The sequence below is a fragment of the Hyphomonadaceae bacterium BL14 genome (assembly GCA_027627705.1).
Lineage (GTDB): Bacteria > Pseudomonadota > Alphaproteobacteria > Caulobacterales > Maricaulaceae > Oceanicaulis.
The window spans coordinates 128,924-141,803 of sequence record CP091242.1 but is presented as its reverse complement, the minus strand read 5'-3'; the positions used below and the strand labels follow the sequence as shown (position 1 = coordinate 141,803).

The 12,880-nt window shown below is 66.8% G+C and carries 9 protein-coding genes and 1 other RNA gene; 1 reads left to right on the top strand and 9 read right to left on the bottom strand.

Features of this window, described 5'->3' with window-relative positions:
• Positions 1-147 precede the first annotated feature (147 nt).
• From rnpB to L2D00_00590, 6 genes are all read right to left on the bottom strand, one after another.
• Positions 148-564: RNase P RNA component class A (gene rnpB, locus L2D00_00615), an RNA gene on the bottom strand.
• A 34-nt stretch (positions 565-598) separates the two neighbouring features.
• Positions 599-1,279 (bottom strand): N-acetylmuramoyl-L-alanine amidase, encoded by a 681-nt coding sequence (locus L2D00_00610; GenBank protein WBQ13204.1) that lies wholly within the window; start codon positions 1,277-1,279, stop codon positions 599-601.
• Positions 1,276-2,187, bottom strand: coding sequence for an EamA family transporter (locus L2D00_00605; protein WBQ13203.1), 912 nt, complete (start codon positions 2,185-2,187; stop codon positions 1,276-1,278). The genes L2D00_00610 and L2D00_00605 overlap by 4 nt, the downstream gene beginning before the upstream one ends.
• Positions 2,188-2,319: 132 nt before the next feature.
• On the bottom strand, positions 2,320-2,610 hold the full coding sequence (locus L2D00_00600; protein ID WBQ13202.1) for a hypothetical protein: 291 nt from the start codon (positions 2,608-2,610) through the stop codon (positions 2,320-2,322).
• 174 nt (positions 2,611-2,784) lie between these two features.
• Positions 2,785-3,171, bottom strand: coding sequence for a hypothetical protein (locus L2D00_00595; GenBank protein ID WBQ13201.1), 387 nt, complete (start codon positions 3,169-3,171; stop codon positions 2,785-2,787).
• Positions 3,172-3,297: 126 nt separating this feature from the next.
• Positions 3,298-4,008, bottom strand: a complete 711-nt coding sequence (locus L2D00_00590; protein ID WBQ13200.1) for a molecular chaperone DjiA — start codon at positions 4,006-4,008, stop codon at positions 3,298-3,300.
• 174 nt (positions 4,009-4,182) lie between these two features.
• On the opposite strand from L2D00_00590, the gene L2D00_00585 reads away from it, so the two are divergent.
• On the top strand, positions 4,183-7,803 hold the full coding sequence (locus tag L2D00_00585; GenBank protein WBQ13199.1) for a hydantoinase B/oxoprolinase family protein: 3,621 nt from the start codon (positions 4,183-4,185) through the stop codon (positions 7,801-7,803).
• 253 nt (positions 7,804-8,056) lie between these two features.
• Here the strand turns inward: L2D00_00585 and metH are convergent, their stop codons facing one another.
• The 3 genes from metH to metF are packed head-to-tail and all read right to left on the bottom strand — an operon-like array spanning position 8,057 to position 12,695.
• Positions 8,057-10,735: a methionine synthase gene (metH, locus tag L2D00_00580; GenBank protein WBQ13198.1), complete on the bottom strand. Its 2,679-nt coding sequence runs from the start codon at positions 10,733-10,735 to the stop codon at positions 8,057-8,059.
• A gap of 3 nt (positions 10,736-10,738) precedes the next feature.
• Entirely contained in the window at positions 10,739-11,800 is a 1,062-nt protein-coding gene (locus tag L2D00_00575) for a homocysteine S-methyltransferase family protein (protein WBQ13197.1), read from the bottom strand.
• A 4-nt stretch (positions 11,801-11,804) separates the two neighbouring features.
• Positions 11,805-12,695 carry a methylenetetrahydrofolate reductase [NAD(P)H] gene (metF, locus tag L2D00_00570; GenBank protein ID WBQ13196.1) on the bottom strand — a complete coding sequence of 297 codons (891 nt, stop codon included), beginning with the start codon at positions 12,693-12,695 and terminating at the stop codon, positions 11,805-11,807.
• Positions 12,696-12,880: the final 185 nt, after the last annotated feature.

The window sequence follows — 12,880 nt, the reverse complement described above, 5'->3', positions numbered from 1 at the left end:
GTAAACCTCTCCGGGAGGCGGGTTTTGCTTGTGCACAACAGTCAAGCAGCACAGGCGAAGACGCTCATTCCAAGAACAGAGAAAGAACAGGTTAACGCGCCTCGGCGCGCGGGTGCGCGGGAGGGTGATCGCCGGAGCTGGATGAAGCGTGTCAGGCGGCCTGTAAGCCGGGTTCTGTGCCGCTCTTTCCGGAACGGAAAGAACGCGGCGGCCATTCCTCTGGGACGGCGCTTGCGCGCCGCCTCAAGCGACCTACCCGGACGGCAGCGCGGAGGCGCGCCTGTTCCGGCAGAACCGGAACGCCCGTCCCTATTCGGTCTTGCTCCAGGCGGGGCTTGCCGTGCCCCCTTCCTTGCGGTCGGGGCGGTGGGCTCTTACCCCACCGTTTCACCCTTGCCAGACGGGGCCGAAGCCGGGTCTGGCGGTCTGATTTCTGCGGCGCTGTCCCTGAACCGGTTGCCCGGCCCGCCGGGCTTTCCCCGGCGCCTTGCCTCCATGGAGCCCGGACTTTCCTCTCCCGCCCGGCTTTCGCCATTGGACGGAAGCGACCGCCCGGCCGCCTGACACCGCCCTTAAGTCGGGGTTTGCACCCTTCGCGTCAAGCGCACAGCGCCTTGACTGCGCCGATCAGGCCCAGCGTCTCGGCGTCCAGATGCCCGTCGACCCGTGCCGGCCGGTAGCGGCGCTGGAAGGCGCGCACCACATGATCCAGCGCATCGTCCTGCACCGGATAGCCGATGGTGGCCAAGCCCCAGAGCGCATCCGCAGCGGCGATTGACGGGACGGGGTCTTCCGGCCACAGGCCCACCCCGGCCCGGGCCAGGCGGCGCCAGGGAAATTTCTCGCCCGGATCGCTTTTGCGTGACGGGGCCATGTCGCTGTGGCCGATGACATTGCCCGGCGCAATGGCGTGGCGCGAGAGGATGGCGCGCGAGAGCGCGATCACCGCCTCGATCTGGGCGTCGGGAAACTCGGGCAAGCCGAAATCATGGCCGCCATTGACGATCTCGATCCCGATGGAGGCCGAATTGACATCGGCCCGGCCGCGCCACGACCCCCGGCCCGCATGCCAGGCGCGCTGGTCTTCGGGCACCAGGGCAAAGACGCGCCCGTCCTCTTCGACCAGATAATGCGCGCTGACCTGGGCCCCGGGATCGCGCAGACGGTCAAGCGCGGCCGGCCCGCTCTCCATCCCGGTATAGTGCAGCACCAGAATGGAGACCGGCTGAGTGCGCGCATTGAAGTTCGGCGAGGGCGCGTCGATCAGCGTGAGGGTCATCGCGGCTTCCTGAGCACCGTCTCCACCGGCGCCGTGCGCGAGCGGCGCGCTGCGACAATGCCAACACCGGCCAGCGCCATCAAGCCGCCGGTGACCAGTTGCCAGGTGATTTCATCGCCCAGCAGCGCCACCCCGCTGATCACCCCGACCAGGGGAGCCATCAGGGTCAGCGGCGCGATCAGCGAAGCGTCATAGCGGCGCAGCAGCCAGTAGAACGCGCCATGGCCGAACACATTGACCAGCACCACGGTGAACACCAGCGTGGCGACGAACGGCCAGCCGCCCGCCAGCGAGGCGCTGATCTGGTCGCGCTCTGTGAGCAGTGACAACAGCGCCAGCGGCGGAAACGAAATCAGTCCGATCCAGGCCTGGAGCTTGAGCGCCGGCGCGGGCGTGCGCTTGATGAAAATGGCACCGGCGGCAGCGGCCATGGCCGCGCCCACACCGGCCCACAAACCGATGGTGAAGGAGAACTCGGCCGGCTTGAACACCACCAGCGCCGCGCCGGCGAACGCAATGGCCATGCCCGACGCCCGGATCCAGCCTACGCGTTCGGACAGGAACAATACCGACAGGAATGTGGTGAACGGCACGGACAGCTGCACCACGATGGCGATGGCTGACGGGGTGGCGTAGCGCAGGCCGATGAACAGCAGCGCAAATTGCACGGCGCCCATGGTCAGCGCCGCGCCGATCACCGGCCCGAAGGGCCGCGGTACGGGCAGCAACCAGGGTGCCAGCATCGCATACAGCAGGGCGAATCTCAGGAAGGCAAAGAAGAGCGGCGGCGCGCCCTCAAACCCTTCCACAATCACCGGCGTGCCGGACAGCGACCATTTCGCAACCACGAAATTGACGCCCCAGATCAGGCAGATGACGAACAGAAGGGCGAAATGGCGCAAGCTCATGGCGTGGCTCTATCGAAGCGCACGCCCGGCTTCAAGGCCGCGCACGCGGCACCGTCACGCGATTGTGAAAAGGAACGCCTCACCGGCTATGCGGCGCACGTCCCTGAAATTGCGCAGTGAAGACTGAACCGCTCAGGCGCGTTCTTCCGGCTGGTCGCCGTCGACGGTCCAGCCATGGGGCCCGCGATGGGCCTCCAGCACATTGGGATCGCGCCGGGCCGGACGGCGTCCGCGCACCTTGGCGTAAAGCCACCAGGCGCCTGCGCCAGCGATCGACACCGCCGCGACGGCCAGGGCGGCCATGGTCAGGAAGGCTGCCAGGATGACGCCCATGGCAATCACCGCGCCCGCGATCATCGCCGCAAGGATGGCTCTCATCGCGGCCAAGAGGCCATGGGACGGAAACGCCTGGGTCTGGGTCATGGGCGGGCTCCTGCGCCGGAAACGGAACGCATGCTGCGCGCGCGAACACGCGACCCACACAAGGTTGGGGTTTCCATGCCCCCCGTCAATGCCTGGCGCCTTACAAAAACGCCATGAAAGGCAGAAACCCCGCCGCGCGGGCTGCGCAGCAGGGCTTTCGAGCCTTGAAGCGCGCTAGCGCCCGTCATTCACATGGAAGCGCAAACGCTGGTTCGGCGCGACATTGACCCGGCGGCGCACATCTGCATACGCAAAATCAGACGTGGAATGGCCCGCATTGATGTCCCAGCAGCCCGCCGACACGGGGAAGGCGAAGCTGCGCCCGTGGGGGATCACCAGGCCGCTGGGCAGGCGATTGAGCCCATATGTGCTGGCCGAGCAGGTGGAAATCAGCACGGCGTTCAGGGTGCGCCCGGAATTGTTCACCACTTCGATCACGCCGGTCGGTTCGCCCGGACGGATCAGCGGCCCTCCGGTGATCATGCTCTCGCAGCCCGCCACCAGCGTGACGGCCGCAGCGATCAGCATCATCTTCACGGTCTTGGTCAGCGTCGGCACCATGGTTCTGTCCCCTTTTGCCCACAAGCCGGGCCGGCAGAGCGCCGTCCCGGTCTGCGCGCAGTATTGAGGGCGCGGCCCAGAGCGGCATATCCCCTGTTCGGGGCAGGGACGATTTGGCGGACTGCCTCACACCGTCCGGGCTTCGAGGCGGCGCGGGCGCACGCCGCGCGCCTGCATCACAGCGTCATAGGCCGCATTGATCACCGCCATCTTCTCCACCGCGATGCGCTGCAACTCCGCCGGGGCACCCCGCGCGATCAGCCTGTCGGGATGGTTCTGCGAGGCGATGGCGCGATAGGCGCTCTTGACCTCTGCGTCGCTGGCGGCGCGGCTGACGCCCAGGATCACGTACGGATCATCATGAGGCGCGGCGATATGGGTGTACTTGATCCGCTCGAAGCCCTGCGCGTCGAAGCCGAAAATCTCCGCCACCGCTTCCAGATAGGCTTCCTCCTGCGCGGTCACACGCCCGTCGGCCTTGGCGATATGGAACAGACCGTCCAGCACATCCTCCAGCACCGCCGGATGATGCTGGAAGCGGCGCGCCAGACGCCGTGCATAGCCGTCAAAGCCCAGCGTGGTCTGCTTGGCCAGATCGAACGCCCGCGCCAGCGGTGCCTCGAAGCCTGCCGGGGCGCGGAACACCTGGGCGAAGGCGGCAACTTCCTCGCGGCTGACCTCGCCATCGGCCTTGGCCATCTTGGCGCCCAGCCCGATCAGCGCCATGGCAAACTCGGCATCATCCACGCGCCGGCCCGGCGGGCAGTCCTCCTCCGCGCAGTCGAACGGGTCTTGCGATCCGGTCAGAAGGGCGGCGAGCTTGCGCCAGAAGTCCATGGCGGGTCCGTGGGGTCTCAAAGGGGGCGCCGCCGCAGGGCTGCCAGCGTGCGCGGCCATCCTGATTGACGCCCGGGGGCGGGCGCGTCAAGCCGGTCCGGTCCCTCGCACCCTTGCAGGGGTGGCCGCGCTGTGCTGCATAACCCGTCCCCTCAGCGGCTGCAGGAGATGCGCGTGACCAAGGCTCTGGAGATCTGGATCGACCGGGGCGGCACGTTTACCGACATTCTGGCGCGCCACGGCGATGGCCGCCTGGACGCCTTCAAGCTCCTGTCCCAGTCGCCCGCCTATGACGACGCGGCCAGCGCCGGCGTGCGCCGGGCGCTCGGTCTTGCCCCCAATGCGCCCATCCCGGCCGGCGCGCTGTCGGCGGTCAAGATGGGCACCACCGTGGCCACCAATGCCCTGCTGGAACTCAAGGGCGCGCGTACGCTGTTTCTGGTGACCGGGGGCTTTGAAGACGCCCTGACCATCGCCGACCAGACGCGGCCGGACATTTTCGCCCTGCGCATTGACCGCCCCGAGCCGCTGGCGGCGCGTGTGTGCGGCCTGACCGGCCGCATGACGCCCGACGGCCAGATCGCCGATGCGCTGGACGAGGCGCACGCCCGCGCCGTGCTGGACGCGGCGCGCGCTGACGGGTTCGAATCTGTCGCCATCGTGCTGATCAATTCGCACGCGAATGACAAGCAGGAGCAGCGCCTCGCCAGCCTCGCCCGCGAGGCCGGTTTCGACCATGTCACGCTGTCCAGCGCCGCGAGCCCGCTGATCCGCCTGATCCCGCGCGCCTCCACCGCCGTGATCGACGCCTATCTCCAGCCGGTCTTGCAGGATTATGTGGCGCGCGTGGCCCGGGGGCTGGACGGTGCGCCGCTCTATTTCATGCAGTCAGGCGGCGGTCTTTCGGATGCGAATATGTTTGCAGCCCGCAATGCTGTCCTGTCCGGCCCGGCGGGCGGCGTGGTGGGGATGGCGGTCACCGCGAAGGCCGCCGGGTTCGGGAAGGTCATCGGGTTTGACATGGGCGGCACCTCCACCGACGTGTCGCGGCATGATGGCGGGGACTATGCCCGCACCGACCTTGCGCGCCTCGATGGCCGCGTGCTGCGCGCGCCCATGCTGGCGGTGCACACTGTGGCGGCGGGAGGCGGCTCGATCCTGAGCTTTGACGGCGAGCGTGCGCGGGTCGGACCGCACAGTGCCGGGGCGGATCCGGGACCGGCCTGCTATGGGCGCGGCGGGCCGGCGGCGGTGACCGACGCCAATCTGGTGCTGGGCCGCATCCAGCCTGACTGGTTCCCGCGCGTGTTCGGCCCTGACCAGGACCAGGGCCTGGACGCAGGCGCATCCCGCACCGCCCTCTGCAAACTCGCTGACGCCATGGGCCTTGCCAGCCCGCAAGCCGCTGCTGAGGGATTCCTCGCCGTGGCTGTGGAGGCCATGGCCGGCGCGATCCGCCAGATCACCACCGCCGAGGGCGTGGACCCGCGTGGCTATGCCCTCAACGCGTTCGGCGGCGCAGGGGGGCAGCATGCCTGTCTGGTCGCCGATGCGCTGGGCATGACCACGGCACTGATCCACCCGCAAGCGGGGTTGCTGTCCGCCTACGGCATCGGCCTGGCACCCATCCGCGCGCTGCACGAGGCGGGTCTGGAGCGGGCGCTGGACGCAGCGGGCCTGAAAGCCGCGCAAGACCTGCTGGATGCGCTGTCCGGTCAGGCCCGCGCCAGCGTCGCCGATCAGGGCGGCGACAATATTCGTATGCGAACTGAATTGCGCCTGCGCGCGGCCGGATCTGACACCGCGATCCCGGTTCCGGCAGGTAACCAGGATGATATCCGTGCCGCCTTCGGTGAGGCCCATGAGCGCCTGTTCGGCTTCGCGCCCGAAGCCGGTGCCACCCTGATCCTGGAATCTGCAGCCGCAGCGGCAGAAGGCGCGTCGCCAGGCGCAGGCGCGGCGGCGGCAGAGCTGGCGCAGGCCGATGGCCCGCTGGTGCAGGCCGGCGAGGTGGAAACTCACTTCGCAGGCCGCGCAAGTGCCACGCCGGTCTATCCCTTACGCGATATCGCACCGGGTCACGCCATCACCGGCCCGGCCCTGATCGTGGATGATCACCAGACCGTTGTGGTAGATCCCGGCTGGGGTGCGCGGCGCAGCGCGGACGGCATGCTGGTCCTCACCCGGCAGGCTGACGCGGACACGGTTGCCCGGCACGGCGATGACAATACGCAAGCCGATCCGGTGACGCTGGAGCTTTTCAACCGGCGCTTCATGGCCGTGGCCGAGCAGATGGGTGCCGTGCTCGAGCGCACCGCCCACTCGGTCAATATCAAGGAGCGGCTGGATTTTTCCTGCGCGGTATTCGACGCAGACGGCGGGCTAGTCGCCAACGCGCCCCACATGCCGGTGCATCTGGGCTCCATGTCGGCCAGCGTGCGCGCCGCGCTGGACGCCCATCCCGATCTGGGACCGCAGGACGCCATCGCCCTCAACGCGCCCTGGAATGGCGGCACGCATCTGCCTGACATCACGGTGATCCAGCCCGTGTGCGATCAGGACGGGACGCGCCTGTTCTTCGTGGCGGCGCGCGGCCACCACGCCGATGTGGGCGGCATTGCACCGGGCTCCATGCCGCCCTTCTCCCGCACGATCGAGGAAGAGGGCGTGGTGCTGGACGCGGTGCGCATCCTGAAGGGCGGAAAGTTTGATGCAACCGGCGTGCGCGCAGCGCTTGGCACCGGACACTATCCCGCCCGCAATCCCGACCAGAATGTCGCCGATCTCAAGGCCCAGCTCGCCGCCTGTGCCGCCGGCGGACGGGCGCTCACGGACATGGTCACACGCGAGGGTCTGGCCAAGGTGCGCGCCTATATGGGCCATGTGCAGGACAATGCCGAACGCGCCGTGCGCCGGGTGATCGGCGCGCTGGAGGATGGTGCGGCGGAGATGCACATGGATGGCGGCGGCGTCATCCGCGTGGCCATCCGCGTCGACCGGGCAGCGCGCGAGGCGGTGATCGATTTTGCCGGCACCAGCGCCCAGCTGAGCGATAATTTCAACGCCCCCAGCGCCGTGGCCCGCGCCGCCGTACTCTACGTGCTGCGCTGCCTGGTCAATGACGTGATCCCGCTCAATGAGGGCTGTCTCAAACCCATCCGCCTGATCATCCCCGAGGGCAGCCTGATCGCGCCGCAGCCGCCCGCCGCCGTCGTCGCGGGCAATGTGGAGACCAGCCAGCTCATCGTGGACGCCCTGTTCGCCGCCACGGGCCGCCTGGCGCCCAGCCAGGGCACGATGAATAACCTCACCTTCGGCGATGACCGGCGTCAGTATTACGAGACGATCTGCGGCGGTGCCGGGGCGGGCGTGTTCGCCGACGGCAAAGGATTTGACGGTGCATCGGGCGTCCACACCCACATGACCAATTCGCGCATGACGGATCCCGAGGTGCTGGAACTGCGCTATCCGGTACGCATCCTGGCCCACCACCTGCGCCCCGGATCGGGCGGCGCGGGACGCTGGCGCGGCGGCGACGGCACAGTGCGCCGCATCCAGTTCCTCGAACCCATGGAGGCGGCGCTCCTGTCAGGACGGCGCAGCGTCGCCCCGCCAGGCCTCAAGGGTGGGGAGGCGGGCAAGCCCGGTGCCCAGCGCCTGATCCGCACCAGTGGAGCGGTCGAGACCCTGCCGGCCCTGTTCCGGGTGGACGTGGAAGCGGGCGATATTCTGGAGATCGAAACCCCGGGCGGGGGCGGCTGGGGCGAGCCCAAAGCTATCGCCTTTGAGAATTGAGCACTGACCCCCTCCCCTTGAGGGAAGGACTATCGGGTTTGAGGCTGGAACTTTTACTCCCTCCCCTTGAGGGGAGGGTTGGGGTGGGGTGTGAGGCGGTGACGGGTGACGTACAGGTGGCTGAAACTGCATCCCCCCACCCCGACCCTCCCCCAAGGGGGAGGGAGAAGAGACAGGCCCTAAGTCACCTCAGTCCGATAAACCTGACCCAAATGCGATCATCGTCAGGGCGAGCCCGAATAGGGTCCGCCCCCTACTCCGCCGCAGCCGCTGCGGGCGCGTCCGGGTCATAGCCCAGGATGGGCGCCAGCGCCTTTTCCGCCTCTTCCAGGCTCCAGCCCTTGCGCCGGGCATAGTCCTGCACCTGATCGAGCGCGATGCGCCCCACAGCGAAGTACACGCTGTCAGGATGCGCCAGATACATGCCCGAAACCGAGGCCGCCGGGTTCATGGCCCGGCTTTCGGTGAGTTCGATGCCGGTGCGCGCAGGTGCTTCGAGCAGGCGGAACAGCGCGTCCTTCTCGGTATGGTCAGGCTGCGCGGGATAGCCCGGCGCCGGTCGGATGCCCTGATAGGTCTCTGCGATCAGCTCGTCCGTAGTCAGCGCCTCATCCGGCGCATAGCCCCAGATTTCGCGGCGGACGCGGGCATGGAGATATTCGGCGAAAGCCTCGGCGAAACGATCGGCCAGCGCCTTGAACAGGATCTCCGAATAATCATCATTGGCCTTGCGGAAACGCTCCGCAATCTCGCCCTCGGCAGACCCGGCCGTGACGGCGAAGCCGCCGATCCAGTCCGGCTTGGTGGCGCTGATGAAGTCGCAGATATTGTAATGCGGCTTGTCGCCTTCCTTGCGCAGCTGCTGGCGCAGGCCGTAAAAACGCCCGGCCTCGCTCTGGCGGCTCTCGTCGGTGTAGACGATCACGTCATCGCCCTCGCGCCGGGCCGGCCACAGGCCGACCACACCGCGCGGCTGCAGCCAGTCTTCGGCGATCATTGTTTTCAGCATGGCCTGGGCATCGGCGAACAAGGCCCGCGCCGCCTCGCCGCGTTTGGGATCGTCCAGGATTTTCGGATACACGCCCTTGATGTCCCAGGCCATGAAGAAGGGCGTCCAGTCGATATAGGGGGCCAAATCCGCCAGACGCACATCGTCGATGGTGGTCAGACCGGGCCGTTTCGGGGTCACCGGCGTATAATCGTTCGCATCCGCATCAAATGCCTTTTCGCGGGCATCTTTCAAAGGCACGCGGTCACGGCTGGCCTGGGTGCGGGCGCGGGTGATGCGGGTCTTTTCGTGGGCGGCTTTCAAATCGTCCCAGTACGGCGCACGCTGTTCGGGCGACATCAGGCGCGACACCACGCCCACCGCCCGGCTGGCGTCATGGACATGCACCACCGGCGCGCGGCCGTAAGCGGGCTCGATCTTCACCGCCGTGTGCGCCGGGCTGGTGGTGGCGCCGCCAATCATCAGCGGCAGGTCCAGGCCCAGACGCTGCATCTCGGCGGCCACATGCACCATCTCGTCCAGTGATGGCGTGATCAGGCCGGACAGGCCGATGATATGGGCGTTCTCCTTGCGCGCGGTCTCCAGGATTTTCTCCGCCGGCACCATCACGCCCAGATCGATGACGTCATAGCCGTTACATTGCAGCACCACGCCGACAATATTCTTGCCGATATCGTGGACATCGCCCTTCACCGTGGCCATCACCACGCGCCCGGCCGACTGCTTCTCCTCGCCGCTGGCGGCGCGTTCAGCCTCCATGTACGGGATCAGATGGGCCACGGCCTTTTTCATCACGCGCGCCGATTTCACCACCTGGGGCAGGAACATCTTGCCCTCGCCGAACAGATCGCCGACCACGTTCATCCCGTCCATCAGCGGGCCTTCGATGACGTGCAGCGGGCGGTCGAACTGCTGGCGCGCTTCCTCGGTGTCCTCGACGACAAACTCGTCAATGCCCTTCACGAGGGCATGTTTCAGACGCTCGGCGACGGGGCGCGAGCGCCATTCGGCGTCCTCCTTCTTCGCAACCACACCATCGCCTTTGAAGCGGTCGGCGGCCTGCAAGAGGCGCTCGGTTGAATCGTCGCGCCGGTTGAGGATTACGTCCTCGGCCAGCTCACGCAGCTCGGGATCAATCTCGTCATAAATGTCGAGCTGGCCGGCATTGACGATCCCCATGTCCATCCCTGCCTTGATGGCGTGATAGAGGAAGACCGAGTGCATGGCCCGGCGCACCGGCTCATTGCCGCGGAAGCTGAAGGAGATGTTGGACAGCCCGCCCGACACATGGGCACCGGGCAGCTCGGCGCGGATGCGCCGCGTCGCGTCGATAAAGGCGACGGCGTAGTCGTTATGCTCTTCGATCCCGGTGGCGACCGCGAAAATGTTCGGATCGAAGATAATATCGTTGGGATCAAACCCGACCGTGTCGACCAGCAAATCATAGGCGCGCTTGCAGATGTCAAACTTGTGCTGGGCCGTCTCGGCCTGGCCGCCCTCGTCGAACGCCATCACCACCACGGCGGCCCCATAGGCCAGGCACGCCCGCGCCTGCTCCAGGAACTGGTCCTCGCCTTCCTTCAGGCTGATGGAATTGACGATGGCCTTGCCCTGCACGCATTTCAGGCCCGCCTCGATCACCTCCCACTTGGAGCTGTCGATCATCAGCGGCACACGCGCGATGTCAGGCTCGGCCGCGATCAGATTGAGGAAGGTGACCATGGCCTGTTTGGAGTCGAGCAGACCCTCATCCATGTTCACGTCAATGATCTGTGCGCCGCTTTCCACCTGCTGGCGGGCCACATCCAGCGCAGTCGCGTAATCGCCCTCGCGGATCAGGTTTCGGAACTTTGCCGATCCGGTGACATTGGTGCGCTCGCCCACATTGACGAACACAGCGCGGGAGGGGGATTTCTCGGTCATCGATTATGCCAGTTCAAACGGTTCTAGGCCCGACAGCCGCATGGCGGGCGGGCGTTTGGCGATCTCGCGCGGGCGGCCTGCGAAGGCGGCTCTGGCGATGCGGGCGATGTGCTCAGGCGTGGTGCCGCAGCACCCGCCGACAATGTTCACCAGCCCCGATTGCGCCCAGTCACCGATGAAGCCGGCGGTCTCTTCGGGCGTCTCGTCATATTCACCGAACGCGTTGGGCAGGCCCGCATTGGGATAGGCGATGACGCGTGTCTCGGCGATGCGGCTCATCTCGGCCAAATAGGGACGCAGCTGGTCGGCACCCAGCGCGCAATTGAGCCCGATGGCCCAGGGCCGGGCATGACGCACGGAGTTGTAGAAGGCTTCGGTGGTCTGGCCCGACAGGGTGCGGCCCGACGCGTCGGTGATGGTACCTGACAGCATGATCGGAATATCGGCGTCCACTCCGCCCTCGGCGCGCAGGTCCAGAAGCGCCTTGATCGCCGCCTTGGCGTTGAGGGTGTCAAAAATCGTCTCGATCAGGAAGAAATCCACGAACGGCGCCATGGCTTTCGCCTGCTCGGCATAGGTTTCGCGCACCTCGTCAAAGGTCACGGCGCGATAGCCGGGATCCTCCACGTCGGGCGACAGCGAGAGCGTGCGGTTGGTCGGCCCGATGGCACCCAGAACGGCCTTGGGCTGGCCGGTTTCGGCCTCGGCGGCGTCAGCGGCCTCGCGCGCCAGGCGCGCGCCCTCGCTCGCAATTTCGGCGGCGATATCTTCCATATGGTAATCGGCCTGGGCGATGGTGGTGGCCGAAAACGTATTGGTCTCCACCAGGTCCGATCCGGACGCGAAATAGGCCGCGTGGATGTCGCGAATGGCGTCGGGCCGGCTCAGATTGAGCAGATCGTTATTGCCCTGCACCGCCGTCTTCCAGCCGGCAAAGCGCGCGCCGCGATAATCCTCTTCCGACAGCTTCAGGCGCTGGATCATGGTGCCCATGGCCCCGTCGAGCACCAGAATACGGTCCCGTGCCAGCGCTTCGAGCGCCTTGATGCGATCTTGCCGTGTCATGTGTTCAGGCCGCCTTCGCCGGTTCGGGTTTGACGCCCAGCAGCGCGCAGGTCGCCAGCGCCAGCTCGGCGCGGTTGAGCGTGTAGAAATGGAACTGCTCTACGCCGCCTGCCTTGAGCGCATGGCACAGATCAGCGGCGATATGGGCGGTGACCAGCTCGCGGGTTTTCTCGTCCCCCTCCATGCCGTCGAACACAGCATCCAGACGCTGGGGGATCGAGGCACCGCACAGCCTGGCCATGCGCTTGAGGCCCTTGAAATTGGGCTGCAGCATGATGCCCGGCACGATGGGGATGGTGATGCCCGCCGCGCGCACCGTATCCACATAGCGCAGGAACACGCCGGCATCGAAGAAGAACTGGCTGATCGCGCGGGTCGCGCCATTGTCGATCTTGCGTTTCAGGTGATCGATATCGGCCTGCAGGCTGGCGCTTTCCGGGTGCTTTTCCGGATAGCAGCCCACGGAGATCTCGAAATCGCCGATGGCGCGGATGCCCGCGCTCAGGTCGGCCGCGTTTTCATAGCCGCCCGGATGGGGCGCATAGCGTTCACCAATGCCCTCGGGCGGATCGCCGCGCAGCGACACGATATGGCGCACGCCCGCATCCCAGTAGCTCTGGATGACGTCATTGATCTCGGCCCTGGTGGCGCTGACGCAGGTCAGGTGCGCCGCGGGCAGGAGATCGGTTTCCTCCACGATACGCTTGACCGTGCGGTGGGTGCGCTCGCGCGTCGAGCCGCCCGCGCCATAGGTCACCGACACGAAGGCCGGGCCCAGCGGCGCCAGCCGCCCAATGGACTCCCACAGCCGCGTCTCCATGTCCTCGGTCTTCGGCGGGAAGAACTCGAACGAAACGCGCGGCGCGCCTGAATTTGCAACATCCCCTTGAGACATGATCGGCTCCGGTCAGACTCCCCGGCGCAGGCCGGTCCATATAAAGATATCTTTATGCGATTATCCGTCCAGGTTCAACGGGCACGCCGCGCACACGATGGTGAACATGCGCTGCATCAGCGAAAGCTTGACCGGCGTCTTATATGATCCATGTCCACCTGCGACCGATTGTCCGTCCGCGACCC

Excerpts from the sequence above, each read along its gene's own strand:
- L2D00_00610 (WBQ13204.1), bottom strand. The coding sequence starts at position 1,279 with ATGACCCTCACGCTGATCGACGCGCCCTCGCCGAACTTCAATGCGCGC.
- metF (WBQ13196.1), bottom strand. The coding sequence starts at position 12,695 with ATGTCTCAAGGGGATGTTGCAAATTCAGGCGCGCCGCGCGTTTCGTTC.
- L2D00_00605 (WBQ13203.1), bottom strand. The coding sequence starts at position 2,187 with ATGAGCTTGCGCCATTTCGCCCTTCTGTTCGTCATCTGCCTGATCTGG.
- L2D00_00595 (WBQ13201.1), bottom strand. The coding sequence starts at position 3,171 with ATGGTGCCGACGCTGACCAAGACCGTGAAGATGATGCTGATCGCTGCG.
- L2D00_00590 (WBQ13200.1), bottom strand. The coding sequence starts at position 4,008 with ATGGACTTCTGGCGCAAGCTCGCCGCCCTTCTGACCGGATCGCAAGAC.
- L2D00_00600 (WBQ13202.1), bottom strand. The coding sequence starts at position 2,610 with ATGACCCAGACCCAGGCGTTTCCGTCCCATGGCCTCTTGGCCGCGATG.
- metH (WBQ13198.1), bottom strand. The coding sequence starts at position 10,735 with ATGACCGAGAAATCCCCCTCCCGCGCTGTGTTCGTCAATGTGGGCGAG.
- L2D00_00575 (WBQ13197.1), bottom strand. The coding sequence starts at position 11,800 with ATGACACGGCAAGATCGCATCAAGGCGCTCGAAGCGCTGGCACGGGAC.